The sequence below is a fragment of the Pseudomonas sp. LBUM1646 genome (assembly GCF_059716165.1).
In genome coordinates, this window is sequence record NZ_CP166810.1 from 6729302 (window position 1) to 6754795 (window position 25494).

The following is a 25494-nucleotide window of genomic DNA, read 5'->3' on the forward strand; positions in this document are numbered from 1 at the left end:
AATGCCTCAAGGGACGCTCCGCGTCCGCTTTTGGGACGCAGAGCGTCCCGGGCTGCATTCCCACGCGGAGCGTGGGAACGATCAGGCTTGGGCGGTGGCTTTGAGGCCTGCGAGCAACAGTCGCTGAAACAAATCCTCTTTCAGCCCTTCAGGGTTGCTCAACTGCATCCGCTCCAGATGTTCCGGGTATTGCGATGCTTCCGGCGCATCCAGCGCAGCCTTGCCCAGTTCCAGAATCTCGCTCAGCTTGAACTTGCTCTTCAACCAGTTCAGCGCCCGCAACACGTCACGCTCCACCTCAGTAAAATCACACCCCAGCGGATATTCCGGAAACAGGTTCGGATGGCGTGCCTTGATGTCTTGCAAACGCTGAGGGCTGTTGTCTGCGAAGCGTGGATCAATGCGGAAATTCTTCGGCAACTTGCCAACGTTCTGCGCCTGTTCGATCAGCCCCGGCTGAAAGCGTGAGTCGCTGATGTTCAACAACGCCTCGATCACCGCCGAATCGGTCTTGCCCCGCAGGTCGGCGATGCCATATTCGGTGACCACGATGTCCCGCAGATGCCGTGGGATGGTGCAGTGGCCGTACTCCCAGACGATGTTCGAGCTGACCTCACCGCCCGACTCACGCCAACTGCGCAAGATCAGGATCGAACGCGCGCCCTCCAGCGCATGGCCTTGGGCGACAAAGTTGTACTGCCCACCGACGCCGCTGAGCACCCGCCCGTCTTCCAGTTGATCCGCCACGCCGGCACCCATCAGGGTCATGGTGAACACGGTGTTGATGAACCGCGCATCCAGGCGCTGCAAACGCTTGAGTTCTTCCTGGCCGTAGAGCTCGTTGATGTAGCTGATGCGGGTCATGTTGAATTCGAGCCGCTTGCTCTGGGGAAACTCGCGCAGCCGCTCATAGAAACTGCGCGGCCCGAGGAAAAATCCGCCATGCACCGAGATGCCGTCGGTTTGCGCCGCTTCGTCGAGGGTGCCGTCGTTGGCTTGTTGCTGGGTCGGCACGTCCGGGTAGACCTTGCGCCGCACAATCCCGGCATCCGCCAGCACCAGCAAGCCGTTGACGAACATCTCACTGCAACCGTAAAGGCCCGTGGCGAAGGGGTCGACGCCGCCTTCGCGATCAATCAACTGCGCCCACTGGCTCAGATTCAGATCCGCCAGCAACGCTTTGTACCCGGCATTATCGGCCTGGCGCGCCAGCAACGCAGCGGTCAACGCATCGCCCATGGAGCCGATGCCGATTTGCAGCGTGCCGCCATCGCGCACCAACGTGCTGGCGTGCAGACCGATGAAATGGTCTTGGAACCCCACCGGCATATTCGGCGTCGAGAACAGCGTGGTGTTGTCCTTCGCGTCGATCAACAGGTCGAACGCGTCCATGCCGACTTCGGCATCACCGGGCATGTAGGGCAAATCGTTGTGCACCTGGCCCACCAACAGGATCGTCTCCCCCGCCTCACGCCGTTTGGCGATCATCGGAAACAGGTCGAGGGTGATGTCCGGGTTGCAGCTCAGGCTCAGGCGATCCGGGTGTTCGGCGTGGCTGGCCACCAGTTGCGCCACGAGGTTTAAACCGGCGGCATTGATGTCCCGGGCGGCGTGGCTGTAGTTGCTGCTGACGTAGTCCTGCTGGGCCTGCGCGCTGTGCAGCAGGCTGCCGGGCTGCATGAAGAATTGCTGGATCTGGATGTTGGTCGGCAGGGTGTCTTTTTGTAATTCGGCTAGAAAATCCAGTTCCGGGTAATCGCCGAAGACTCGCTCAATGAAGGGTTCGAGGAAGCGCTTTTGCAAACCATCGCCCAATGAGGGACGGCCGAGGCACAGGGCGGTGTAGATGGTCAGTCGCCGCTCGGGCAGTTGCGCGACGCGTTGGAACAGCGCGTTGACGAAGTGGTTGGGTTTACCCAAACCCAGGGGCAAGCCCATGTGAATATGCACCGGCAACCGCGCCAATACGTCATCGACCGCCTGCTCGATAGAACACAGCTGCACCATCTGATCCTCCCTTACATTCCGTGAATTGGGGTTGGACCGAGCTTGCCGGGCCTTTGCTGCAAAGAATAGTCCCAAGGGTAAATCGCAGGCACAAAAAAGCCGCTCGCAAGCGGCTTTTTCGCTGAAGATGAAGGCTTATTTCAGGCCGGACATCTTCTCGATTGCGCCCTTCAGCTCAGGATCGGAGCAGTCGGCGCAGGTGCCTTTCGGCGGCATGGAGTTGATGCCGGAGATTGCTTTCGCGAGCAGGCCGTCAACACCACCTTCCTTCTTGGAGCGTTCGCCCCAGGCAGCAGCGTCACCGATTTTCGGCGCACCCAACAGGCCGGTGCCGTGGCAAGCGTTGCAATGTTTTGCAATCACTTCATCAGGGGTCTTGGCCCCACCGCCGCCTGCCGAAGCAGCGACTTCCATCCCTTTGCACTCTTGACCCGTTACACAGACCTGGCCGACTGGCTCAAGGCGCTTGGCGATATCGTCGGTGGTAGAAGCTTGTGCGCTCACTGCCCATAGGGCCAATACAGTTGCTGGTGCAGCCAGCATTTTCATAATTAGGTTCACGCGTTCACCCTCAATGGTGGCTAGTCACGCCCACGGCCACGGTTCGCAGGCGGGCGCAAGTATAACGGCAAGCCCGCCACACTGAAACAACCCCAAAGTCGAAGGGGTCTTGTTGTGTGGCGTAAAACGGTTCGGGCGCCTTCGCAGTGCTGGCAGGACGCCTCTTTTCTTAGAAATTCGCTGGCGTGGCTGCGCTGATTAGTCGCGCCGGCGAGTCGAACGGATTCCGGAAACGGTGCGGCTTGGTACTTTCAAAGTAGTAGCTGTCGCCGGCTTCGAGCACAAAAGTTTCAGCCCCGACCACCAGTTCCAGCCGACCTTCGACCAGAATCCCGGTTTCCTCGCCCTCATGGGTGAGCATCTCGTCACCGGTATCGGCGCCAGGCGGGTAGATTTCATTGAGGAATGCGATAGCCCGGCTCGGGTGGGCCCGGCCGACCAGCTTCATGGTCACGGCGCCATCGGAAATATCGATCAGCTCGTTGGCCTTGTAGACGATCTGGGTCGGTTTTTCCTGCAGGATTTCTTCGGAAAAGAACTCGACCATGGACATGGGAATCCCGCCCAACACTTTACGCAGCGAACTGATCGAGGGGCTGACGCTGTTTTTCTCGATCATCGAAATGGTGCTGTTGGTGACACCCGCGCGCTTGGCGAGCTCACGCTGCGAAAGACCTTTGAGCTTACGGATGGATTGCAGTCGTTCACCGACGTCCAATGCTGGAGCCTCCAGGGATTCAGGTTGTTGGAATATTGAGCGTTATCATGGCGACAGCGTTCAGTATTTACAACACTTGGGCCTGAATCCTGTTCAGCGAGGCGACTTCCGGTGCACAGTGCTTTGCCTCAAGCCCCGGAATAGAGCAGCGGCACCCGGCGCAGGTTGCAGAATATCTGGTACGGAATCGTGTCCGCAGCCAAGGCCACTTCGCTGGCCAGGATGTTTTTGCCCCACAACTCGACGGTCGAACCGAGGCCGGCTTGCGGCACATCGGTCAGGTCGATGCAAAGCATGTCCATCGACACCCGGCCGAGCAACTGGCTGCGCTGCCCGGCGACCAGCACCGGCGTACCGGTCGGCGCGTGGCGCGGGTAGCCGTCGGCATAACCCATCGCCACCACGCCGATACGCATTGGCTTCTGGGTGATAAATTTCGCGCCATAGCCAACGGGTTCGCCGGCCGGCAGTTCGCGCACGCAAATCACTTTCGATTCGAGGGTCATCACCGGTTGCAGGCGAGACGCCACGGCATTGGCCTCTTCGAAAGGCGTGGCGCCGTAGAGCATGATGCCCGGACGTACCCAATCGCTTGGGATCTGCGGCCAACCGAGCACCGCCGGCGAGTTGCGCAGGCTGACCTCGGCGGACAAGCCCTGGCGCGCCGCCTCGAATACCGCAACCTGCTCGGCACTGGCCTGATCGTGCAGCTCATCGGCGCGGGCGAAGTGGCTCATCAAGACGATTTTCGCCACTTTGCCGCTGGCCAGCAGCCGTTGATAGGCCGCCTGATAATCCTTTGGATGCAAGCCTACCCGGTGCATGCCGGAATCGAGTTTGAGCCAGACCGTGATCGGTTTGCTCAACGCGGCTTTCTCGATCGCCTCGAGCTGCCACAGCGAATGCACCACGCACCAGAAATCATGCTCGACGATCAGGGACAGCTCATCGGCCTCGAAAAAGCCTTCCAGCAACAACACCGGCGCCTTGATACCTGCGGCGCGCAGCTCCAGGGCTTCTTCGATGCAAGCCACCGCAAACCCGTCCGCCTCGGCTTCCAGCGCCTGGGCACAACGCACCGCGCCATGGCCGTAGGCATCGGCCTTGATCACCGCAAGGGCCTTGGCCCCCGGTGTGACTTCACGGGCGATCTGGTAGTTGTGACGCAGGGCTTGAAGGTCGATCAGGGCACGGGCAGGACGCATGGCGGCAGACTTCTAGGCGGTCATGGGAATAAAAACCGGCGCTGGCTGACGGCGTAAACCGCCAACAGCACCGGGAGAGGGATCGTTATAACGGGTTAAGGCAGTGCGGCAACCACCGACAGCTCAACCAGGATTTCCGGTTCGCACAGCTTCGACTCAACGGTGGCGCGGGCTGGCGCGACGCCTTTTGGCAGCCACTTGTCCCACACCGAGTTCATGCCGGCGAAATCCGCGTCGATGTCTTTCAGGTAAATCGTCACCGACAGCAGGTGGTTCTTGTCGGTGCCGGCCAGATCGAGCAATCGCTCGATATTGGCCAACGTTTCACGGGTCTGCTGTTCAATCCCGGCGCTCATGTCATCGCCGACCTGCCCTGCCAGGTACACCGTACCGTTGTGGGCGACGATCTGACTCATGCGTTCATTGGTGAGCTGGCGCTGGATTGCCATGTTTTGCGGACTCCTGAATTTTGTGACCGTAACGGGAAATATCGAGGCCTTCGGCGCTGATCTGCGGCGTTTTCTTCGCCATCAGGTCGGCCAGCAAACGACCGGAACCACAGGCCATGGTCCAACCGAGCGTGCCGTGGCCGGTGTTCAGGAACAGGTTGCTGAACGGTGTCGCGCCAACGATCGGCGTGCCGTCCGGCGTGGTCGGACGCAGGCCAGTCCAGAAACTCGCCTGGGCCAGATCGCCGCCCTGAGGATAAAGGTCGTTGACGATCATCTCCAGGGTTTCACGCCGACGCGGGTTCAGCGACAGGTCAAAACCGGCGATCTCCGCCATGCCGCCGACGCGGATGCGGTTGTCGAAACGGGTGATCGCGACCTTGTAAGTCTCGTCGAGAATGGTCGACGTCGGGGCCATCGCCGGGTTAGTGATCGGCACGGTCAGGGAGTAACCCTTGAGCGGATACACCGGGGCCTTGATGCCCAGCGGCTTGAGCAGTTGCGGCGAGTAGCTGCCGAGTGCGAGGACGTAGCGGTCAGCGGTTTCCAGCTTGCCGTCGATCCACACGCCGTTGATGCGGTCACCGGCGTAGTCGAGTTGCTGGATGTCCTGGCCGTAGCGGAACTCCACACCCAGTTTCACCGCCATTTCGGCCAGGCGGGTAGTGAAAATCTGGCAGTCACCGGTCTGGTCGTTCGGCAGGCGCAAGGCACCGGCGAGGATGTCGGTGACGCTGGCCAGGGCCGGTTCGACCCGGGCAATGCCGGCGCGGTCGAGGAGTTCGAACGGCACACCGGACTCTTTCAGCACAGCGATGTCTTTTGCGGCGCCGTCGAGTTGAGCCTGGGTGCGGAACAGTTGGGTAGTACCAAGGCTGCGGCCTTCGTAGGCAATGCCGGTTTCGGCGCGCAATTCGTCGAGGCAGTCACGGCTGTACTCGGACAGACGGACCATGCGCTCCTTGTTCACCGCATAACGGTTGGCGGTGCAGTTGCGCAGCATCTGCGCCATCCACAGGTATTGGTCGATGTCGGCAGTGGCCTTGATCGCCAGCGGCGCGTGACGCTGCAGCAGCCATTTGATGGCCTTGAGCGGCACACCCGGCGCGGCCCACGGCGAGGCATAACCTGGCGACACTTGCCCGGCGTTGGCGAAACTGGTCTCCATGGCCGCAGCCGGCTGCCGGTCCACGACCACCACTTCAAACCCGGCACGGGCCAGATAGTAAGCACTGGCGGTACCGATGACGCCGCTACCCAAGACCATAACGCGCATTTTTGTATCCCTCATCGCGGCTTACCGCTGACGTGTGTTGTGCAGACCGAAGATGTGGGCAGTTTAAAAAAGATTAGCCAGTGCATTTCACTATATAAGTGCCTATATTTGGCGACAATTCTCGGCAAAAACCCTTTTCACGGAGGCGCATCCCCTATGCGTACCAATACTCAGACCAAACGTGAGCTGGACAAGATCGACCGCAACATCCTGCGGATCCTGCAAGCGGACGGGCGTATCTCCTTCACCGAGCTGGGGGAAAAGGTCGGCCTGTCGACCACGCCTTGCACTGAGCGGGTCCGCCGGCTGGAGCGCGAAGGGATCATCATGGGCTACAACGCCCGACTCAATCCGCAGCACCTCAAGGGTAGTCTGCTGGTGTTTGTCGAGATCAGCCTCGACTACAAATCCGGCGATACTTTCGAAGAGTTCCGACGTGCGGTGCTGAAACTGCCCCACGTGCTGGAGTGCCATTTGGTGTCAGGGGACTTTGATTATTTGGTGAAGGCGCGGATTTCCGAGATGGCCTCGTACCGCAAGTTGCTCGGCGATATCTTGCTCAAGCTGCCGCATGTACGGGAGTCCAAGAGCTATATCGTGATGGAAGAAGTGAAAGAGAGTTTGTGTTTGCCGATTCCGGATTGAGCCCGCGCCGATCGCTCCCACGCTCCGCGTGGGAATGCAGCCTGGGACGCTCTGCGTCCCAAAAGCCGAACGCGGAGCGTCCGTTGAGGCATTCCCACGCAGAGCGTGGGAACGATCACACGAGGACCTGCCGCGTCGACGCCATGTACTCATGAATCTGCTTCTCCACCCGTGGATGAATCAGCTCCACCGGCCCGCGCCCATTGGGGCATGGCAAGGTCTTGGTGGTGCCGAACAGCCGGCAAATCAGCGGCCGCTCGCCATAAACAGTGCAGCCGTTTGGCCCCAGGTGCACACAGTTGAGCTCATCCATCGCCGCATCCTGCTCGGCGCGGGTCTTGCGCGGCAGGCGGGACATTTCTTCCGGCGAAGTAGTGACCGGACCGCAGCAGTCATGGCAGCCAGGCACGCACTCGAACGAGGGAATCTGCTGGCGCAGGGTGCGAATTTTCTGACTGTTGCAACTCATCGAAGCGGTGACCAAAAGCGGAATAGAGCGGGATTCTGACGCAAAAAACCCGATCCAGACAGCACCAGCCGACCAATGTTGCCCGCGCGGGAAGGTCCGGCTTATGCTCCGTCAACTTTTTCAAACACCGCATCTGGATGACGCACATGAACGCCCGTGTTCAGCAACCTGCCCCGAATCATCGGCATGCCGCCTCTTATTACGCCGCCAGCAGCCTGCCGCAGCCCGAACATCCGATGCTTCAGGGTGAGTTGACGGCGGACGTGTGCGTGGTCGGTGGCGGGTTCTCCGGGTTGAACACGGCGCTCGAACTGGCGGAACGTGGCCTCAGCGTGGTGCTACTGGAAGCGCACAAGATCGGATGGGGTGCCAGCGGCCGCAACGGCGGGCAATTGATTCGCGGCGTCGGCCATGGCCTCGATCAGTTTGCCAACGTCATCGGTGCCGACGGCGTGCGTCAGATGAAACTCATGGGCCTGGAAGCGGTGGAAATCGTCCGACAGCGGGTGGCACGTTTTCAGATCCCCTGCGACCTGACCTGGGGCTACTGCGACCTCGCCAACAAACCCCGGGACCTCGAAGGCTTCGCCGAAGACGCCGAAGAATTACGCGGTCTCGGTTATCGCTACGAAACCCGCCTGCTGCAAGCCAACGAAATGCATTCGGTGGTGGGCTCCGACCGGTATGTCGGCGGTTTGATCGACATGGGCTCCGGGCATCTTCATCCGCTGAACCTGGCGCTTGGTGAAGCAGCAGCCGCGCAGCAATTGGGCACCAAACTGTTCGAACAGTCGGCGGTCACCCGCATCGATTACGGCAGCGAAGTGAAGGTGCATACCGCACAAGGTTTGGTCCGCGCCAAAACGTTGGTACTGGGCTGCAACGCCTACCTCAATGACCTCAATCCCGAACTCAGCGGCAAAGTACTGCCCGCCGGCAGTTACATCATCGCCACCGAGCCGTTGAGTGAAGAACAGGCTCACGCGCTGCTGCCGCAAAACATGGCGGTCTGCGACCAACGCGTGGCGCTGGATTACTACCGGCTCTCGGCGGATCGACGCTTGCTGTTCGGTGGCGCTTGCCATTATTCAGGGCGAGACCCGAAAGACATCGCGGCGTATATGCGGCCGAAGATGCTGGAAGTGTTCCCGCAACTCGCCGAGGTGAAGATCGACTATCAATGGGGCGGCATGATCGGCATCGGCGCCAACCGCCTGCCGCAAATCGGCCGGCTCAAGGACCAGCCGAACGTGTATTACGCCCAGGCGTATTCCGGTCACGGGGTGAATGCCACGCACCTGGCGGGCAAGCTGTTGGCTGAAGCCATCAGCGGCCAGCACAGTGGCGGGTTCGATCTGTTTGCCCAGGTGCCGCACATTACCTTCCCTGGCGGCAAACATTTGCGTTCGCCGTTGTTGGCGCTGGGGATGTTGTGGCATCGGATGAAAGAGTTGGTTTGAGATCGTTCCCACGCTCCTGCGTGGGAATGCATCCAGTGACGCTCTGCGTCACAGTGGACGCAGAGCGTCCGGGGCGGCATTCCCACGCGGAGCGTGGGAACGATCACGACTAAATCCGCCAGAACGGCTTAAGCCCCTCCTCCAACGCCTGTTCCCGACTCAACCCGACATCCCTTAGCTGCTCCGGCGTCAGGTTCAGCAACGCCTTGCGCGTGTGCAGACGATGCCAGAACAGATCCCAGCGGCTCAGGCAGGACGGCGCATTGCGCATCAGCGCCTCGCGTGTACCGTTTTCCTGCCCTGCCGCCAGTTCCTGACTGTGTAACGTCAGCCGCACATCGCTCAAGCCGTTCATGTTGATCGCTCCTGTTTACTTGGGTAGCCAGAGGTTTCATCATGCGCGGACGGCGAAAAGCATTACAGATTCAAAGCCACTGTATTATTTCCATACAGATTTGCCACTTTAACCTCTGAATCACGTATTTTTGCCCCATCTGTACTGGTTAACCGAATCACCTGCATCGAGGCTGCACCATGACCCTTTACGTCAATCTCGCCGAGTTACTCGGCACGCGTATCGAACAGGGCTTCTATCGCCCCGGCGACCGGCTGCCGTCGGTGCGGGCGTTGAGTGTCGAGCACGGGGTCAGCCTGAGCACGGTGCAGCAGGCGTATCGGGTGCTGGAAGACAGCGGGTTGGCGACACCCAAACCCAAATCCGGATACTTTGTGCCGGTCAGCCGCGAGCTGCCGGAACTGCCCGCCGTCGGCCGTCCGGCACAGCGTCCGGTGGATATTTCCCAGTGGGATCAGGTGTTGGAGTTGATCCGCGCCGTACCGCGCAAAGACGTGGTGCAACTGGGTCGCGGCATGCCGGACATCACCACGCCGACCATGAAACCGCTGCTGCGCGGACTGGCGCAGATCAGTCGGCGCCAGGACATGCCAGGTCTGTATTACGACAACATCCACGGCAACCTTGAACTGCGCGAACAGATCGCCCGCCTGATGCTCGATTCCGGCTGCCAGTTGAGTGCCGCCGACCTGGTGGTGACCACCGGTTGCCACGAAGCACTGTCCACCAGCATCCGCTCCATCTGCGAACCCGGCGATATCGTCGCCGTGGATTCACCGAGCTTCCACGGCGCCATGCAGACCCTCAAGGGCCTGGGCCTGAAAGCCCTGGAAATTCCCACCGACCCGATCACCGGCATCAGCCTCGATGCGCTGGAACTGGCCCTGGAACAATGGCCGATCAAGGCCATACAGTTGACCCCCAACTGCAATAACCCCTTGGGCTACATCATGCCGGAGGCGCGTAAACGCGCGTTGTTGAATCTGGCACAGCGCTTTGATGTGGCGATCATCGAGGACGATGTGTATGGCGAACTGGCCTACACCTACCCGCGCCCACGCACGATCAAATCCTTCGACGAAGATGGCCGCGTGCTGCTTTGCAGCTCCTTTTCCAAGACCTTGGCGCCGGGGCTGCGCATTGGCTGGGTCGCGCCGGGGCGTTATCTGGAACGGGTGCTGCACATGAAATACATCAGCACCGGCTCCACCGCGCCGCAAGCGCAGATCGCCATCGCCGATTTCCTCAAAGGTGGGCACTTCGAACCGCATTTGCGGCGGGTGCGTACCCAATACCAGCGCAATCGCGACATGATGATCGATTGGGTTACGCGCTACTTCCCCGCCGGCACCCGGGCCAGTCGGCCACAGGGCAGTTTCATGCTGTGGGTCGAACTGCCGGAAGGATTCGATACCCTGAAACTGAATCGTGCACTGCATGACCAAGGCGTACAGATTGCCGTCGGCAGCATCTTTTCGGCCTCGGGCAAGTACCGCAATTGCCTGCGGATGAACTACGCTGCCAAGCCGACAGCGCAGATCGAAGAAGCTGTGCGCAAGGTTGGCGCGGCGGCGATCAAGTTGTTGGCGGAAACGCCAAGCGACAGCTAACCCGCCCGGCAAACCATCTCGACGGTTGAGTAAGGCATGGACGATTCGGGGAGCCCGGAAGGGTCGACCTGCAAATGGCAGGGCTCGTCATCAGGCAGCATCACTTGCAGTCGAACGTCATCGGGCACATCGGCCAGGTACACCAGACCGGCGTCCACCACGCTGGTCAGGTACTCACCCTGGCTGCCATGTACCGATGCGCCTTTGGGTACCCAGTCGCCCTCGGCTGTGCGTACGTGGAGCATCAAGCGGCGTACCGAGCCCACGCTGAAGTCCAGTCGTGGTACTGCGCCACGCCCGGCCTCGACCTCTTGATAGCCGTTGAGCACGTCGAGGTGACGCGGCAGGCTGACGGTGTCGATTTCGATGCGACTGGTCTGGTAGGCCGGCAAACTGGCAGCCACCGCCCGCCCGCCGCCATCCGTCCAGACCGGGCCTTGTGGCGTGCTGACCTTAATCCCGGCAGCATCGCCGACTTTGAGCAGGCCGAAGGTGTCACGCAGCGGATAGGGTGATGGGGTCAGCCCTTCTTCATGGATCGCCAGGCCGCCGCGTAGCGTGAGATCGTAATTGCTGGCGCCGACGCCACTACGCGAATAACCAAGGTCAGCGCTGGTGTAACGGGGCAACGCATTGAGGCGCCCGTTGAAGTCCGTCTGGCCACGGTCAGAACGGTCGGCGCCGATGCTGTAGCCCAGGTTTTCGCTGAGTTGTTCTGTGTATCGCCCCCCAGTGCGTAGCCCGCTCCGCTTGTCATGACGCCCATAGGTATTGAGGCTTCGGTTGCGCCCAATGGGCAGGCTGAGGTTGGCATGAAGGCCCGTGCCACGGACATCGTCGCCGCTGTCGCGTTGCACGCTCAACGACATGTTCGCCCCACTGAACCCCCGCGACCACGAGGCACTGACCCGCGAACGGCCCTGCCCACTGTCCACGGTGTACCGTGTCAATGCTCCGGAAAACGCCCCCCATCGCGGGCCGGAAAAGCTCAACGACGCACCCCACTGGCGCTCAGAGCGACCACCGATGTCATCGGCAACCGACGCCAATCCGGTGTCGGCCAGGTGCCGAAATCCTTGACTGCGCTGGCTTGCCGTCAGGCTGGCGGACAACCCGGGACCCAATGCCGTGCTGAACGCGGCTTGCAGTTCCCGGCCCTGGCCGCTTTGTGGCGTACGCGAACTCAACTGCTGGACGCTCACCACCGACCTTCGCGACAACGCCTGCTGCACGCCCAAGCCCAAGGATTGGTATTGGCCGGCGCCCATTAACCCGCCGCTGAACTGAGTCGCAGAGCCCCACTGCCAGTCCTGGCTCACCGCAAAAAACGACGGTGCATCGCGCTCATCCCCGTCAAACCGTCGGACCTTGCCTGCCGCAATTCCATAGCCGGGCAACGCCCCGACGCTGACGGGGCGCACGTTCGCCGCCGGCACGCGAAAGTCACGCTGCTCGCCGCTCTCTTCGAACACGCTGATCTCAAGGTCCAGGCGATTGCTGAGCAACGGCAAATCGCGCAAGGTGAATGGTCCGCTGGGGACGAGGGTGGTGTAGATCACCACGCCACTCTGGCGCACCTCGACCCGCGCCGGTGAATAGGCCAGCCCTTGCACTTGCGTCCCGGCGCCCAGGCCTTCACCGGTCCGAGACGCGAGGGCCGTTTCCGGGAGGATCTGCAGACCGGTGAACGCTTCTCCGGCAAACAGCGACGAACGCATATTGAGCTGGCCAAGCTGCACGTTGGCCTGAAAGTGTTCCCACGTTCGCGAGGCCTGGGTGTAAAGCGTCTCGAAACGCTCCACGCCCTGAAACGAGGTGTAGTTTTGCCGGCTGCGCACCACCCAATCGCCTGCGTTGAAACCCAACTCGGTACCGAGGCTGCTGAATTGGCTGGATTGCCCGGCGGCAGAACTTGTGAGCAGTAGCGCGTCGTAGTTGAACAACCCGGCTATACCGCCCGTGGTCCAGGTTCGCGGATCGCGCGCTGACGGGAGCAGCCACTCGGTCGGCACTAGCAACTGTACTTGCTGCTTGCCCGGATCGAGCTGAACCTGCGCACCCGCCAGACCATCGATGGCCCGTAAGCACTGCGCACTGCCAGCGCTCGAGGGCATATCCGATGGCGCGGCGATCCCGGCCTGATCAAGCAGATTCGAATCGAAGCACAACTGCCCCTCCTCATCGAAGGTCGCCACAATGTGTCCCGAAGGTGCGCCATTGACCTGCAGCGCCACTCGACTGCGGCCTGCCGAAAAGCGTGGCGCCCGACCAAAGTGCTCAGCGACTTTCGGGTCAATGCCCCGCGCCTTGAGCACCGACTGATCGAACTCGGTGAGTGCTTCACCCCAGGCTTCTTCCATCGCCACCATGACCAGGACGAAGCCACCGGCCAAATACCAGCTGCAGCCATGGCTCACTACTGCAAACTCAGCAGAGCGTCATAACTGCCGACGGCAAACCCGTAGGTGGTCGCGGGAAACAGCCGTACATGTGTGCCCAGAATCGATGGCGCACTGAGGCTCAGCACCTCTCCCGGCAGGATATAGGTGCGCCCCAAATCCAGCGTGGCGCCACCAGGAATCAGGTTCACCGACCTGGCCAGCCGAACCACATAGGGGCTGGGATTGCTGACCTGCACACGAGTGCCGGCACCCGCCCAGACCAACCGTTTCCAGGGCATGCGTTCCACTGCAAGATTGGCCGGACGCAGGATGACCGGGATGTTCTGCCTGATCCCGAGGCTGACGTGTGCATCACCTGTGTTCTGCCGAGGCTTGATGCCCTCCAGCACCACACGTTTGAGCCGCTCGGTTTCCAGGGGCTTGGCACTGCGCAGGATGAATCGCACTTGCTGGCTCTGACCCGGCTCTACCCGTGCCACCGGCGGGTTCAGCAACAACAGAGGCTCGTCGTCCTCGGCGATATGTTCGATGGTGCTGTACAGCAATGCCGGTTGATCGTCGGAGTTCCTGACGTTCAGGGTTGCCTCGCCCAATGCCTGGTCGACCACCACCACCGGCGTTTCCGGAATCATTCCGGCGGCATGAGTACTCAAATTTGTGAACGACAGGCACAACGTCGCGACAGCGCCGAGCACAGTGGAAGGTTTAAGGGGGTACATGAAAGTCTCCAAAAGGCATCGACCGACCCTGTAAACACAGCGCCAGCCGAGGCCCGGTAATGCAATGGATCCTGTCAGTGACAGTTTTTCAGGCGAGCCGCCGCCCAGGCTCACCCCAGGCGAACCCCGTCAATCAGGCCGGTTCAGAACACAGTGACGCAGGGGCTGCGTCGGCTCAGAGGTAATACACGTCAAACGTGACCGAACCATCGAGCAGGAACTCGTCGGTGGTCGGTGGCAGCTCAGAAGTGGCGCGAATGGCCGCAGCCACTTTCATCGGGAAGGTGTGCAGACGGGCGGCGGCCGGGCCGGCCGCAGCGCTCGGCCCCCAGGAATAGGAGATCGGCGCATTGGACACCAATCCGCTGACCGGAACTCGCCATACTGGATTAGCCGGCGAACGCACCAGGAACATCTGTGGGTTGCCATCGGTCAATGGTTGACCGGTCAACAGACCGAAACCACCAATACCGACGCCTTGCGTACTGCCCAGACCGTAGTAAAGGTCGTTATTGGTGCGACCATTGAAGGTCAGGCCCGGCACCTTGGTGGCGCCACGGTTATCGGTGACGGCGATTTCCACCGCCGCCGGCGCATCGCAAGCGATCTTCAGGGTGATATCCCGTGGCGGCAGGTTGTTTTGCGCGCCCGGGTTCAAGGTGGCGGAAAAGATCCGACCCAGATCGACATTGCTGCCGCCTGCAAAGGCCGGGATACACGATGTCGGAATGACCGCGCCGGAGACCGACAGATCTACGCTGGCTGCCTGGACCGCAAAAGGCGTCAATGCAGCGACCAAAGCAACTACCAATTTAGTTTTTTTCATCATCACTTACCTGTGAAATAGCTGGAAACATTGGTGCCAGAGAGCGCGCAAGAAAAAACACGGCCTCTTGTGGCACCAAATGCCTAGCGATCATTCCGGCTTTTGTAGGTCTTTTATGTAGGAAAAAAAGGCAAATCGACGTGACTTTATCTACAGGGTTTGTAGTTCTTGAAAGTTCGTGGAGAACTGTCCGACAACAGAGACCTTCACTTCCTGCAAAAGCGGCGAATCACAATGACGTGCCATACTTCGGCCTTTGCAATGACCCGAGACGATCCGATTTGAGAGTCAGCCCGGCCCTGCCCTTCGCTCTGTTGCTCGCCTTGCTACTCAATGGCTGTGCGAGCCTCGACGTCTCCCGTGAGCCCAGCCAGGCATTGCCGGCGGGCAACTCGGCGTTCGGTCGCTCAATCCAGGCCCAGGCCGCGCCTCACCAAGGGCAATCAGGCTTTCGCCTGCTCTCCAACAGCACCGAAGCCTTCATGGCCCGCGCCGAGCTGATCCGCAACGCGCAAACCAGCCTCGACTTGCAGTACTACATCGTCCACGACGGCATCAGTACGCGCATGCTGGTGGAGGAATTGCTCAAGGCAGCCGATCGCGGTGTGCGGGTGCGGATCCTGCTCGATGACACCACCAGCGATGGCCTGGACCAGATCATTGCAACCCTGGCGGCCCATCCGCAGATTCAGATCCGCTTGTTCAACCCGTTGCACCTGGGTCGCAGTACCGGCGTGACGCGGACCATGGGCCGGTTGTTCGACCTGTCGTTGCAACACCGACGCATGCACAACAAGCTCTGGCTGGCGGACAACAGCGTGGCCATCGTTGGCGGACGCAACCTGGGCGATGAGTACTTCGATGCCGAGCCCAACCTGAATTTCACCGACATCGACATGCTCAGCGTCGGGCCGGTGGCCGAGCAGCTTGGGCACAGTTTCGACCAGTACTGGAACAGCGCCCTGAGCAAGCCGATCGACGAATTCCTCTCCAGCAGGCCGACCGCCAAGGATCTGCAAAACACCCGCACGCGCCTGGAAGAATCGCTGGAAGAAACCCGCAAACAGAACCACGCGCTGTATCAACAGCTGATGATCTACGACAAGCACCCACGCCTGGACGTCTGGCGCCGGGAGCTGATCTGGGCCTGGAACCAGGCGTTGTGGGACGCGCCGAGCAAGGTGCTGGCCAAGGGCGAGCCCGATCCGCAGTTGCTGCTGACCACGCAGTTGGCACCCGAACTCAACGGGGTCAGTAAAGAGTTGATCATGATCTCGGCGTACTTTGTGCCCGGCCAACCGGGGTTGGTGTACCTGACCGGCCGCGCCGATGCCGGGGTTACGGTGAGTTTGTTGACCAACTCGCTGGAAGCCACTGATGTGCCGGCGGTGCACGGCGGTTACGCACCGTATCGCAAGGCGTTGCTGGAGCATGGCGTGAAACTGTTCGAATTGCGCCGCCAGCCCGGTGAAGGCGGCGGTAGCGGACCGCATCTGTTCCGGCGTTCGGCTTATCAGGGCTCGGATTCGAGCCTGCACAGCAAAGCGATGATTTTCGACCAGCAGAAATCCTTCATCGGCTCCTTCAATTTCGACCCGCGGTCGGTGCTGTGGAACACCGAAGTCGGCGTGCTGGTCGACAGCCCGGAGCTGGCTGCGCATGTGCGCGAACTGGCCCTGCAAGGCATGGCGCCGCCGCTGAGTTATGAGGCGAAACTGGAAAGCGGCCAGATTGTCTGGGTCACCGAAGACAACGGCAAACTGCACACCCTGACCAAAGAGCCGGGGAATTGGTGGCGACGGTTCAATGCGTGGATGAGCACCACCGTAGGGTTGGAGCGGATGTTGTAGCTCAAATCGCCAAGATCACAGCCTTCGACAGCGCCTACATTCGAATGGCGTACACCCGTAGGCGCTGCCGAAGGCTGCGATCTTTTGATCTATGCGGGTTCGGCCACCGCGCCAAATGCCCCTTGGCGCATCAGCAGAATCACCAACCCCAACGCCCCCACCGCCATCAGCAACGGCAACGCATGCCCGCTGATCCACTGACTCCCCGCCCCGGCCGCCAGCGGCCCGACCAGACACCCAATCCCCCACAGCTGCGCGATATGGGCATTGGCGCGCACCAGCGCATCGTCGCGATAGCGCTCGCCGATCAAGATCAGCGACAAGGTGAACAAACCACCGGCACTGGCACCGAACAGCACCCACAGCGGCCAGATCAACAACGTATCGATCAACAGCGGAATCGCCAGGCTCGACACCAAAAGGACCACGGCGCACCCAGTGAACAAACTACGCCGGGACAGGCGATCCGCCAGTGCACCGATGGGCAGTTGCAGCAAGGCATCGCCAACCACCACGGTACTGACCATCGCCAGGGCGATTTCCGCAGTAAAGCCCTGGCGCAGGCAATACACCGGCAACAAGGTCAGGATCATCGCTTCAAACGCGGCGAACAGCGACACCGCCCAGGCAATTGCCGGCAGCCCCCGGCAGAAGGTCCATAAATCGCCGAAGGTCACGCTGCTGGCTTCACTGCTCGGTGCGCCGCTACGGCCCAACAGCAGCAACGGCGCCGTCAGCAGCAAGCCGACGCCGACCCAGAAGCCGTAATCGTGCTCCGTACCCAGCGCGCCCAGCAGCAACGGCCCGCCGAGCTGACTCAACGCATAACTGCTGCCATACAACGCCACCAGCCGCCCGCGCCACTTTTCGACCACCAGTTGGTTGATCCAGCTTTCACCGAGGATAAACACCAGGGTCAGAATCACGCCAATCATCAGGCGCAACACCAACCAGATCGGATAACTCGGCAACAGCGCCAGCAAACCGATGGACACCGCGCCGGCCCACAGGCACAGGCGCATCAGATTGGCCGTGCCGAAACGCGCGGCCAGGTGGCTGGAAATCTTCGCCCCCAACAGCACGCCAATGGCCGGCATCGCCGCCATCACACCAATCGCAAACGAACCGTAACCCCAGCTTTCCAGGCGAAACGACACCAGCGGCATGCTGACACCCAGGGCTAGGCCGACACTCAAGACAGACGCCAACACGGCGAAATAAGTCGCCCAACGCATGTTCCACGCTCCTGTGGATATTATTTTTCAAACATCAGAGACGACGCAGCCGGACCCCCTTGAGGAAAGTCCGGCTGCGGCGATAGACCTGTGTTTTCACGTCGTCCCCTTCGCGGGTAAGCCTCGCCCTAAGCGATCTCCGTAGGAGCGAGGCTTGCCCGCGAAGGCGTCATCAGCAACACCACAGGCTTTAGATTCTTACAACTTGATCCAGGTCGCCTTCAGCTCGGTGTACTTGTCGAACGCGTGCAGCGACTTGTCGCGACCGTTGCCCGACTGTTTGAAACCACCGAACGGTGCGGTCATGTCGCCGCCGTCGTACTGGTTGACCCACACGCTACCGGCACGCAGGGCCTTGGCGGTCAGGTGCGCTTTGGAAATGTCCTTGGTCCACACCGCTGCGGCCAGGCCATACGGCGTGTCGTTGGCAATCTGGATGGCTTCTTCGGCAGTGTCGAACGCGATGACCGACAACACCGGGCCAAAGATCTCTTCCTGAGCGATTTTCATCGCGTTGTTCACGCCGTCGAAAATCGTCGGTTCAACGTAGGTGCCACCGGTTTCCTGCAGAATACGCTTGCCGCCAGCCACCAGTTTGGCGCCGTCGGTGTGACCGGATTCGATGTAGGACAGCACGGTGTTCATCTGCTGGGTATCGACCAGCGCACCGACGTTGGTCGCCGGGTCCAGCGGGTTGCCTGGCTTCCAGGTTTTCAGCGCTTCAATGACCAGCGGCAGGAAGGTGTCCTTGATCGAACGCTCGACCAGCAGACGCGAACCGGCGGTGCAGACTTCGCCCTGGTTGAAGGCGATGGCGCTGGCGGCGGATTCGGCGGCGGCTTGCAGGTCCGGGGCATCGGCGAACACGATGTTCGGGCTCTTGCCGCCGGCTTCGAGCCAGACGCGCTTCATGTTCGATTCGCCGGAGTAAATCAGCAATTGCTTGGCGATCTTGGTCGAACCGGTGAACACCAGGGTGTCCACATCGTTGTGCAGGGCCAAAGCCTTGCCGACGGTGTGGCCGTAGCCCGGCAGCACGTTCAGCACGCCTTTCGGGATACCGGCTTCAACGGCCAGTGCGGCGATGCGGATGGCGGTCAGCGGCGATTTTTCCGACGGTTTGAGGATCACCGAGTTACCGGTGGACAACGCCGGGCCGAGTTTCCAGCAGGCCATCATCAGCGGGAAGTTCCACGGCACGATGGCAGCGACCACGCCGACCGGCTCGCGAGTTACCAAGCCCAGTTGATCGTGCGGGGTGGCGGCGACTTCGTCGTAGATCTTGTCGATGGCTTCGCCGCTCCAGCTCAGGGCTTGCGCCGCGCCGGGAACGTCGATGTACAGGGAATCGCTGATCGGCTTGCCCATGTCCAGGGTTTCAAGCAGGGCCAGCTCTTCGGCGTGCTGTTTCAGCAGGCCGGCGAAACGAATCATGGTGGCTTTGCGCTTGGTCGGCGCCAGGCGCGACCACACGCCGGAATTGAAGGTGGCGCGGGCGTTTTCCACGGCGCGCTGGGCGTCGGCGGCGTCACAGCTGGCGATCTTGCCCAGCAGACGGCCATCGACCGGGCTGATGCACTCAAAGGTCTCGCTGGAGACGGCGTCGGTGTATTCGCCATTGATGTAGGCGCGGCCTTCGATCTTCAGATCGCGAGCCCGCTGTTCCCAATCGGCACGAGTCAGGGTGGTCATTCGAGTGTCCTCCTCTTATTGAATACAAGCGCCCCGCGATCTTCGCGGGTGCTTTCAGGAATTCCGCCCGGCCAGCCTGCTATCGGCCCGAGGCACCTGCCACCCTAAACCAGTGGCCGGGGTTGTTTCAATATATTTGACACAAGGTCGGCAAACGGCCTTGCAGTGTTCATTTTAATAAACATAGACTTTGTCCTTTCCAGCCAATCGCGCCGCAATCACGGGGGATTACAACAAAATGAATATCCAGGATGTCGTCGACTTCAGCCAAGCCACCACCCAGCCCGATCGCTATCGGCCGGACCCGGCGAAAGTCCTCAAGGGTGACCCCGAACAAGCGGTGTACAACCACTACAACAGCCCCTGCGGGCAGATGAGCGCCGGCGTGTGGGAAGGCGAAATCGGCCAGTGGCTGGTGAATTACACCGAACATGAATACTGCGAGATCGTTCAGGGCGTTTCAGTGCTGCGCGACAACGATGGCAACAGCAAGACCCTGCGGGTGGGTGATCGCTTTGTGATCCCTGCGGGTTTTCGTGGGACTTGGGAAGTGCTGGAGGCGTGCCGCAAGATCTATGTGGTGTTTGAACAGAAGGCTTGAGGATTTGTGTTAGCAGGGTCGACCTCTTCAACTTGCCCGTGAAGGCGCCCTGGCAGGCAACACATAAACCACAGGCAACAAAAAAGGCCCGTATCTCGCGATACGGGCCTTTTTCGTAAGTCGGAAAAATCAATTACTTGATTTTGCCTTCCTTGTAGATCACGTGCTTGCGAACAACCGGATCAAATTTCTTGATCTCGATTTTGTCCGGAGTAGTACGCTTGTTCTTGTCGGTAGTGTAGAAGTGACCAGTACCGGCGCTCGAAATCAAACGAATCAATTCACGCATGATTAGCTCCCTTAGATCTTGCCGGCTTTGCGGATTTCGGCCAGCACGACAGTGATGCCACGCTTGTCGATGATACGCATGCCTTTGGCAGATACGCGCAGACGCACGAAACGTTTCTCTTCTTCAACCCAGAAGCGGTGATGCTGCAGGTTCGGCAGGAAACGACGACGGGTTTTGTTGTTTGCGTGGGAAATGTTATTCCCAGTCACCGGACCCTTACCGGTAACTTGACATACTCTCGACATGCCTCAGCCCTCTAAAACCACATGCCCAACCCGGCATGGGTTGGCCGCTTAATCTCTCAGTCATTTGGCGCCAGGCGCCGCGTTTCTTTAGAGGTCTTACCGGCTACACCTACAGTGAAGGAACCGGGCCCCTAGAAAAGAGCGCTGCTTTATACCAGAAAGACCAGAGAGCAACAACATTCAGTGTGCGATGAATTCACAAAAAGCCCGTTTTCCGCGCTACGAGCGCCTTGGACAAAGGCTGTCGTCGATGGCGACCGCTCGTCGCAGAGCATCGGCCAACACGCCAATCCAGGGCTTTGTGAAACCGCGCACACCCAAATAAGGCGCCTATAGTCACCCCAAAATGAAAATGGGGATAGTCATTTGCAAAAGAGCCCACTAGGGTAGGCCTTTTCCAGACTGCACTTGCAGATGGGCCTTCGATCTGTAAAGGAATCCGACCATGCGCCTCGCTGCCCTACCGCTGCTGCTTGCCCCACTGCTACTGAGCCCACTGGCCCAAGCCGCCGCCCTGACCGTCTGCACCGAGGCCAGCCCCGAAGGGTTCGACGTGGTGCAATACAACTCGCTGACCACCACCAACGCCTCGGCCGATGTGCTGATGAACACACTGGTGAATTTCGATACCGCCAGCGGCAAAGTGGTCGCCAGCCTTGCGGACAGCTGGGAAGTCTCGCCCGACGGCCTGAGCTACGTCTTCAAATTGCACCCGCAAGTAAAATTCCACAAAACCGACTATTTCAGCCCGACCCGCGACCTGAGCGCCGAAGACGTCAAGTTCAGCTTCGACCGCATGCTCGACCCGGCCAACCCGTGGCACAAAGTCGCCCAGAGCGGCTTCCCCCACGCCCAGTCGATGCAACTGCCGGCGCTGATCAAAAAGATCGACGCCCTCGACCCGCTGACCGTGCGCTTCACCCTCGATCACCCGGACTCGACCTTCCTCGCCACCCTGAGCATGGGCTTCGCCTCGATCTATTCGGCTGAATACGCGGACAAACTGCTGAAGGCCGGCACGCCCGAGAAGCTCAACAGCCTGCCGATCGGCAGCGGCCCGTTTGTGTTCACGCGCTTCCAGAAAGACGCCTCGATTCGCTACAAGGCCAACCCGGACTACTTCGGCGGCAAGCCGTCGGTGGACCCGTTGATCTTCGCCATCACCCCGGACGCCAACGTACGCTTGCAGAAACTGCGCCGCAACGAGTGCCAGATCGCCCTGTCGCCCAAGCCCCTGGATGTGGTGGCTGCCAGGCAAGAGCCGACACTGAAAGTGGAAAAGACTGACGCCTTCATGACCGCATTCGTCGGCATCAACAGTCAGCATCCACCGCTGGACAAGCCCGAAGTCCGCCAGGCGATCAACCTGGCGTTCGACAAGGCCAACTACATCAAAGCCGTGTTCGAAGACACCGCCGAAGCGGCGAACGGCCCTTATCCGCCGAACACCTGGAGTTACGCCAAAGGCTTGCCGGGTTATCCGCATGACGTGGCAAAGGCCAAGGCATTGATGGCCAAAGCCGGGCTCAAGGAAGGCTTCCAGACCACCATCTGGACTCGCCCTTCCGGCAGCCTGCTCAACCCGAATCCGAGCCTCGGCGCACAACTGTTGCAATCTGATCTGGCGGAAATCGGGATTCAGGCCGAAATCCGCGTGATTGAATGGGGCGAGCTGATCCGCCGCGCCAAGGCTGGCGAGCATGACCTGCTGTTCATGGGCTGGGCCGGCGACAACGGTGACCCGGACAACTTCCTCACGCCGCAGTTTTCCTGCGCTGCGGTCAAGTCCGGCACCAACTTCGCCCGTTACTGCAACCAGGACCTGGACAAGTTGATCAGCGCCGGCAAGACCACCAGCGAGCAAGGTGTGCGTACCAAGCTCTACGAACAGGCCCAGGCGCAGATCCAGCAACAGGCGCTGTGGCTGCCGCTGGCGCATCCGACTGCGTTCGCGTTGACGCGTAAAGATGTGCAGGGTTACTCGGTAAGCCCGTTTGGTCGCCAGGATTACTCGAAGGTCAATCTCAAGTAACCCCCTGTAGGAGCTGCCGAGTGAAACGAGGCTGCGATCTTTTGATCTGAAAAACAAAATCAAAAGATCGCAGCCTTCGGCAGCTCCTAAAGGTGCAGGGCGCCCGCTAAGGCTTACATCCACCCATACTCAGCCATCGACAGCGGATCCCCATCCCCAATGATGAAATGGTCGAGCACCCGCACATCAATCAGCTCCAGCGCCTCCTGAAGACGCTTGGTCAGCATTCGGTCGGCCTGACTGGGGTCGGTGTTGCCTGACGGGTGGTTGTGGCACAGGATCAACGCAGCGGCGTTGTGAGCCAGGGCGCGCTTGACCACCTGACGCGGGTAAACGCTGGTGCTGTCGATGGAGCCACGAAACAGCGTTTCAAACGTCAGCACCCGGTGCTTTGAATCCAGAAACAGGCAACCGAACACCTCGTGGGGTTCATGACGGAGCATCGCCTTCAGGTAATCACGAACAGCCTGCGGGTTTTCCAGCGCTGACTTCTGCCGCGAATGCTCCGCCAAATGCCGTCGGCCCATTTCCTGGGCTGCCTGCAATTGAGCGAATTTCGCGGGCCCGAGGCCTAATTCTTTGCTGAATGTTTTTTGATCAGCCTCTAGCAGTGAACGCAGACTGCCAAACTGACTCAACAAGTGTCGCGCCAGGTCTACCGCGCTTTTGCCGGAGACACCCGTGCGTAAAAAAATCGCCAGCAGCTCGGCGTCCGAAAGACTTGCCGAGCCCAACTCCAGTAACCTCTCCCGCGGCCGCTCCGCCGCCGGCCAATCACGAATACTCATAACACCTCCCTGGTCTGTGGGCGCCGCTGTTCCGTAGCGGTCGCTGTGATATCGTAGCCCATCTTTTTTGCGGGCGATTTCACTCCTGGGGAGGGGGTTTCGCCATGCAGTCATCAACGAAATGAAAGGCAGACCTATGCAGCGGCTGTATCGGAAACGCATCGTTCTGGGCGTCGGCGGCGGCATTGCTGCCTACAAGAGCGCCGACCTGGTTCGCCGTCTGATCGACCAGGGCGCCGAAGTGCGCGTGGTCATGACCCGTGGCGGCAGCGAATTCATCACCCCGTTGACCATGCAGGCCTTGTCCGGCCACCCGGTTCACCTCGACCTGCTGGACCCGGCGGCCGAAGCCGCCATGGGCCACATCGAGCTGGCCAAATGGGCCGACCTGGTGCTGATCGCCCCCGCCACCGCGGACCTGATCGCCCGCCTGGCCCAAGGCATTGCCAACGACCTGCTGACCACACTGGTGCTGGCCACCGACGCAGTGGTTGCCGTGGCTCCGGCAATGAACCAGGCCATGTGGCGCGACCCGGCGACCCAAGCCAACCTGCAACTGCTCGAAAGCCGCGGCATCAAATCCTTGGGCCCGGCCTCCGGCAGCCAGGCCTGCGGCGACGTCGGCATGGGCCGCATGCTCGAAGCCACCGACCTTGCCCAGTGCGCGGCGGACTGCTTCCAGCGCCAGGCCCTGACCGGTAAACACGTGCTGATTACCGCCGGCCCGACCCAGGAAAACATCGACCCGGTGCGCTACATCACCAACCACAGCTCCGGCAAAATGGGCTTTGCCCTGGCCGAAGCAGCCGTGGAAGCCGGCGCCCGCGTCACGCTGATCACCGGCCCGGTGCATTTGCCGACTCCGGATCGCGTGACGCGCATCGACGTGGTCAGCGCACGCGACATGCTCGCTGCCTGTGAAGCCGCGATCCCTTGCGACCTGTTTATCGCCTCGGCAGCGGTCGCGGACTACCGCCCGGAAGTCGTCGCCCCACAGAAACTCAAGAAAGACCCTACGAACGGCGACGGCTTGTTGCTACAAATGGTGCGTAACCCGGACATCCTGGCCACCATCGCCACCCGCCCCGACCGTCCGTTCAGTGTTGGTTTCGCCGCCGAAACCGAACACCTGCTCGATTACGCTGCCCGCAAGTTGAAAGACAAAAACCTCGATTTGATCGTCGCCAACGACGTCGCCAACCCGAGTATTGGCTTCAACAGCGAAGAAAACGCCTGCAGCGTGATCGACCGCGAGCTGCACGCCACACTTTTCGCCCAGACCAGCAAGAGCAAGATTGCTCGCCAGCTGATCACTTTTATCGCCGACCGTCTGAACCAGGTTTAATTTACATGCACACTTTGCAAGCCAAGATCCTCGACCCACGCATCGGCAGCGAATTCCCGCTGCCGCAGTACGCTACCCCTGGCTCCGCCGGCCTTGACCTGCGCGCCATGCTGGAAAAAGACACCGTGATCAAGCCGGGCGAAACCCTGCTGATCCCCACCGGCCTGTCGGTCTACATCGGCGATCCGGGCCTGGCGGCGCTGATCCTGCCGCGCTCCGGCCTGGGCCATAAGCACGGCATCGTGCTGGGCAATCTGGTCGGTTTGATCGACTCCGATTACCAGGGCCCGTTGATGGTTTCGTGCTGGAACCGCAGCGACAAGGATTTCACCCTTGAAGTGGGCGAGCGTCTGGCTCAGCTGGTTTTGGTCCCTGTGGTTCAGGCGCACTTCGAAATGGTCGAAGCGTTCGTTGAAACCGAACGCGGTGCCGGCGGGTTTGGCCACTCCGGTAGCCAATGATCCGCTGAAGCCCTCCCGGTAGGAGCTGCCGAAGGCTGCGATCTTTTGATTTTGCTTTTTAAGATCAAGATCAAAAGATCGCAGCCTTCGGCGGCTCCTACAGGGAAAGCGTGAGCAGGTTCTGTTGCTTAATACTGAAAATTGCACAGTCGTCATCTGGAAGGTTTACCACTGAATATCAAGGGATTGGCGGGCCAAATGCGCGTCGATGCCGCGGTCATGGCCTTTGCACACCACGAACTCTCTGTGGAAAA

24 protein-coding genes are annotated in these 25494 nt (G+C 60.5%); 8 read left to right on the forward strand and 16 right to left on the reverse strand.

The features are described from left to right. Positions 1 to 81 precede the first annotated feature (81 nt). The 6 genes from ACA071_RS30735 to dadA form a co-directional block, all read right to left on the reverse strand. Positions 82 to 2007 (reverse strand): acetyl-CoA hydrolase/transferase C-terminal domain-containing protein, encoded by a 1926-nt coding sequence (locus ACA071_RS30735; RefSeq protein WP_497642437.1) that lies wholly within the window; start codon positions 2005 to 2007, stop codon positions 82 to 84. A gap of 135 nt (positions 2008 to 2142) precedes the next feature. Next, the gene (locus tag ACA071_RS30740) at positions 2143 to 2556 is read right to left on the reverse strand and encodes a c-type cytochrome (protein WP_497645409.1); all 414 of its coding nucleotides are present in this window, start codon (positions 2554 to 2556) and stop codon (positions 2143 to 2145) included. A 181-nt stretch (positions 2557 to 2737) separates the two neighbouring features. Continuing rightward, positions 2738 to 3286, reverse strand: a complete 549-nt coding sequence (locus tag ACA071_RS30745; RefSeq protein ID WP_497642438.1) for a cupin domain-containing protein — start codon at positions 3284 to 3286, stop codon at positions 2738 to 2740. Between the two features lie 128 nt (positions 3287 to 3414). Further along, the gene (alr, locus tag ACA071_RS30750) at positions 3415 to 4491 is read right to left on the reverse strand and encodes an alanine racemase (protein ID WP_497642439.1); all 1077 of its coding nucleotides are present in this window, start codon (positions 4489 to 4491) and stop codon (positions 3415 to 3417) included. Between the two features lie 95 nt (positions 4492 to 4586). Then, positions 4587 to 4940, reverse strand: a complete 354-nt coding sequence (locus tag ACA071_RS30755) for a RidA family protein (protein ID WP_497642440.1) — start codon at positions 4938 to 4940, stop codon at positions 4587 to 4589. After that, the gene (gene dadA, locus ACA071_RS30760) at positions 4912 to 6216 is read right to left on the reverse strand and encodes a D-amino acid dehydrogenase (protein WP_497642441.1); all 1305 of its coding nucleotides are present in this window, start codon (positions 6214 to 6216) and stop codon (positions 4912 to 4914) included. Before dadA ends, ACA071_RS30755 begins: the two co-directional genes overlap by 29 nt. A gap of 156 nt (positions 6217 to 6372) precedes the next feature. On the opposite strand from dadA, the gene ACA071_RS30765 reads away from it, so the two are divergent. Next, positions 6373 to 6861, forward strand: a complete 489-nt coding sequence (locus ACA071_RS30765) for an Lrp/AsnC ligand binding domain-containing protein (RefSeq protein WP_010465173.1) — start codon at positions 6373 to 6375, stop codon at positions 6859 to 6861. 115 nt (positions 6862 to 6976) lie between these two features. On the opposite strand, the gene ACA071_RS30770 is transcribed toward ACA071_RS30765, so the two are convergent. Then, positions 6977 to 7330: a YkgJ family cysteine cluster protein gene (locus ACA071_RS30770; protein WP_149416194.1), complete on the reverse strand. Its 354-nt coding sequence runs from the start codon at positions 7328 to 7330 to the stop codon at positions 6977 to 6979. Positions 7331 to 7476: 146 nt separating this feature from the next. Between ACA071_RS30770 and ACA071_RS30775 the strand changes: the two genes are divergently transcribed. Continuing rightward, positions 7477 to 8790 (forward strand): NAD(P)/FAD-dependent oxidoreductase, encoded by a 1314-nt coding sequence (locus ACA071_RS30775; RefSeq protein WP_497642442.1) that lies wholly within the window; start codon positions 7477 to 7479, stop codon positions 8788 to 8790. Between the two features lie 109 nt (positions 8791 to 8899). Here ACA071_RS30775 and ACA071_RS30780 read toward each other — a convergent pair whose 3' ends face one another. Then, on the reverse strand, positions 8900 to 9145 hold the full coding sequence (locus ACA071_RS30780; protein ID WP_497642443.1) for a DUF1127 domain-containing protein: 246 nt from the start codon (positions 9143 to 9145) through the stop codon (positions 8900 to 8902). Positions 9146 to 9324: 179 nt separating this feature from the next. Between ACA071_RS30780 and ACA071_RS30785 the strand changes: the two genes are divergently transcribed. Continuing rightward, complete coding sequence (locus ACA071_RS30785; protein ID WP_497642444.1) at positions 9325 to 10755, forward strand: aminotransferase-like domain-containing protein; 1431 nt, start codon at positions 9325 to 9327, stop codon at positions 10753 to 10755. Here ACA071_RS30785 and ACA071_RS30790 read toward each other — a convergent pair. The 3 genes from ACA071_RS30790 to ACA071_RS30800 all read right to left on the reverse strand — a co-directional run bounded on the left by ACA071_RS30790 (position 10752) and on the right by ACA071_RS30800 (position 14702). Continuing rightward, entirely contained in the window at positions 10752 to 13172 is a 2421-nt protein-coding gene (locus ACA071_RS30790; RefSeq protein WP_497642445.1) for a fimbria/pilus outer membrane usher protein, read from the reverse strand. The two genes, ACA071_RS30785 and ACA071_RS30790, sit on opposite strands and share 4 nt — an antisense overlap. Then, on the reverse strand, positions 13172 to 13876 hold the full coding sequence (locus tag ACA071_RS30795; protein WP_497642446.1) for a fimbria/pilus chaperone family protein: 705 nt from the start codon (positions 13874 to 13876) through the stop codon (positions 13172 to 13174). The genes ACA071_RS30790 and ACA071_RS30795 overlap by 1 nt, the downstream gene beginning before the upstream one ends. Positions 13877 to 14051: 175 nt before the next feature. Continuing rightward, positions 14052 to 14702, reverse strand: coding sequence for a DUF1120 domain-containing protein (locus tag ACA071_RS30800; RefSeq protein ID WP_497642447.1), 651 nt, complete (start codon positions 14700 to 14702; stop codon positions 14052 to 14054). Positions 14703 to 14983: 281 nt separating this feature from the next. Between ACA071_RS30800 and ACA071_RS30805 the strand changes: the two genes are divergently transcribed. After that, positions 14984 to 16552, forward strand: a complete 1569-nt coding sequence (locus tag ACA071_RS30805; protein ID WP_497642448.1) for a phospholipase D family protein — start codon at positions 14984 to 14986, stop codon at positions 16550 to 16552. Between the two features lie 89 nt (positions 16553 to 16641). Here the strand turns inward: ACA071_RS30805 and ACA071_RS30810 are convergent, their stop codons facing one another. Continuing rightward, on the reverse strand, positions 16642 to 17787 hold the full coding sequence (locus ACA071_RS30810; protein WP_497642449.1) for an MFS transporter: 1146 nt from the start codon (positions 17785 to 17787) through the stop codon (positions 16642 to 16644). A gap of 198 nt (positions 17788 to 17985) precedes the next feature. Next, complete coding sequence (locus tag ACA071_RS30815) at positions 17986 to 19479, reverse strand: aldehyde dehydrogenase (protein WP_497642450.1); 1494 nt, start codon at positions 19477 to 19479, stop codon at positions 17986 to 17988. A gap of 238 nt (positions 19480 to 19717) precedes the next feature. Here ACA071_RS30815 and ACA071_RS30820 point away from each other — a divergent pair, with 238 nt between their 5' ends. Beyond that, on the forward strand, positions 19718 to 20080 hold the full coding sequence (locus tag ACA071_RS30820) for a cupin domain-containing protein (protein ID WP_123403799.1): 363 nt from the start codon (positions 19718 to 19720) through the stop codon (positions 20078 to 20080). Positions 20081 to 20213: 133 nt separating this feature from the next. Here ACA071_RS30820 and rpmG read toward each other — a convergent pair whose 3' ends face one another. Both rpmG and rpmB read right to left on the reverse strand, forming a co-directional pair. Continuing rightward, positions 20214 to 20369, reverse strand: coding sequence for a 50S ribosomal protein L33 (gene rpmG / locus ACA071_RS30825; protein WP_007894709.1), 156 nt, complete (start codon positions 20367 to 20369; stop codon positions 20214 to 20216). Between the two features lie 11 nt (positions 20370 to 20380). Then, positions 20381 to 20614, reverse strand: coding sequence for a 50S ribosomal protein L28 (gene rpmB, locus ACA071_RS30830; RefSeq protein WP_007894701.1), 234 nt, complete (start codon positions 20612 to 20614; stop codon positions 20381 to 20383). A gap of 445 nt (positions 20615 to 21059) precedes the next feature. On the opposite strand from rpmB, the gene ACA071_RS30835 reads away from it, so the two are divergent. Further along, positions 21060 to 22646 (forward strand): ABC transporter substrate-binding protein, encoded by a 1587-nt coding sequence (locus ACA071_RS30835; RefSeq protein WP_497642451.1) that lies wholly within the window; start codon positions 21060 to 21062, stop codon positions 22644 to 22646. 113 nt (positions 22647 to 22759) lie between these two features. On the opposite strand, the gene radC is transcribed toward ACA071_RS30835, so the two are convergent. After that, the gene (gene radC / locus ACA071_RS30840) at positions 22760 to 23434 is read right to left on the reverse strand and encodes a RadC family protein (protein ID WP_497642452.1); all 675 of its coding nucleotides are present in this window, start codon (positions 23432 to 23434) and stop codon (positions 22760 to 22762) included. Between the two features lie 136 nt (positions 23435 to 23570). On the opposite strand from radC, the gene coaBC reads away from it, so the two are divergent. Then, positions 23571 to 24779: a bifunctional phosphopantothenoylcysteine decarboxylase/phosphopantothenate--cysteine ligase CoaBC gene (gene coaBC / locus ACA071_RS30845; RefSeq protein WP_497645410.1), complete on the forward strand. Its 1209-nt coding sequence runs from the start codon at positions 23571 to 23573 to the stop codon at positions 24777 to 24779. A 5-nt stretch (positions 24780 to 24784) separates the two neighbouring features. Continuing rightward, positions 24785 to 25240, forward strand: a complete 456-nt coding sequence (dut, locus tag ACA071_RS30850; protein WP_497642453.1) for a dUTP diphosphatase — start codon at positions 24785 to 24787, stop codon at positions 25238 to 25240. Positions 25241 to 25494 lie beyond the last annotated feature (254 nt).

Bases quoted from the DNA above. Each gene is read 5' to 3' on its own strand.
- radC (WP_497642452.1), bottom strand. From the start codon at position 23,434: ATGAGTATTCGTGATTGGCCGGCGGCGGAGCGGCCGCGGGAGAGGTTA.
- ACA071_RS30795 (WP_497642446.1), bottom strand. From the start codon at position 13,876: ATGTACCCCCTTAAACCTTCCACTGTGCTCGGCGCTGTCGCGACGTTG.
- ACA071_RS30740 (WP_497645409.1), bottom strand. From the start codon at position 2,556: ATGAAAATGCTGGCTGCACCAGCAACTGTATTGGCCCTATGGGCAGTG.
- ACA071_RS30775 (WP_497642442.1), top strand. From the start codon at position 7,477: ATGAACGCCCGTGTTCAGCAACCTGCCCCGAATCATCGGCATGCCGCC.
- dadA (WP_497642441.1), bottom strand. From the start codon at position 6,216: ATGCGCGTTATGGTCTTGGGTAGCGGCGTCATCGGTACCGCCAGTGCT.
- ACA071_RS30765 (WP_010465173.1), top strand. From the start codon at position 6,373: ATGCGTACCAATACTCAGACCAAACGTGAGCTGGACAAGATCGACCGC.
- ACA071_RS30755 (WP_497642440.1), bottom strand. From the start codon at position 4,940: ATGGCAATCCAGCGCCAGCTCACCAATGAACGCATGAGTCAGATCGTC.
- alr (WP_497642439.1), bottom strand. From the start codon at position 4,491: ATGCGTCCTGCCCGTGCCCTGATCGACCTTCAAGCCCTGCGTCACAAC.
- rpmB (WP_007894701.1), bottom strand. From the start codon at position 20,614: ATGTCGAGAGTATGTCAAGTTACCGGTAAGGGTCCGGTGACTGGGAAT.
- ACA071_RS30780 (WP_497642443.1), bottom strand. From the start codon at position 9,145: ATGAACGGCTTGAGCGATGTGCGGCTGACGTTACACAGTCAGGAACTG.
- ACA071_RS30810 (WP_497642449.1), bottom strand. From the start codon at position 17,787: ATGCGTTGGGCGACTTATTTCGCCGTGTTGGCGTCTGTCTTGAGTGTC.
- ACA071_RS30820 (WP_123403799.1), top strand. From the start codon at position 19,718: ATGAATATCCAGGATGTCGTCGACTTCAGCCAAGCCACCACCCAGCCC.
- ACA071_RS30815 (WP_497642450.1), bottom strand. From the start codon at position 19,479: ATGACCACCCTGACTCGTGCCGATTGGGAACAGCGGGCTCGCGATCTG.
- rpmG (WP_007894709.1), bottom strand. From the start codon at position 20,369: ATGCGTGAATTGATTCGTTTGATTTCGAGCGCCGGTACTGGTCACTTC.
- coaBC (WP_497645410.1), top strand. From the start codon at position 23,571: ATGCAGCGGCTGTATCGGAAACGCATCGTTCTGGGCGTCGGCGGCGGC.
- ACA071_RS30835 (WP_497642451.1), top strand. From the start codon at position 21,060: ATGCGCCTCGCTGCCCTACCGCTGCTGCTTGCCCCACTGCTACTGAGC.
- ACA071_RS30735 (WP_497642437.1), bottom strand. From the start codon at position 2,007: ATGGTGCAGCTGTGTTCTATCGAGCAGGCGGTCGATGACGTATTGGCG.
- ACA071_RS30770 (WP_149416194.1), bottom strand. From the start codon at position 7,330: ATGAGTTGCAACAGTCAGAAAATTCGCACCCTGCGCCAGCAGATTCCC.
- dut (WP_497642453.1), top strand. From the start codon at position 24,785: ATGCACACTTTGCAAGCCAAGATCCTCGACCCACGCATCGGCAGCGAA.
- ACA071_RS30785 (WP_497642444.1), top strand. From the start codon at position 9,325: ATGACCCTTTACGTCAATCTCGCCGAGTTACTCGGCACGCGTATCGAA.
- ACA071_RS30800 (WP_497642447.1), bottom strand. From the start codon at position 14,702: ATGAAAAAAACTAAATTGGTAGTTGCTTTGGTCGCTGCATTGACGCCT.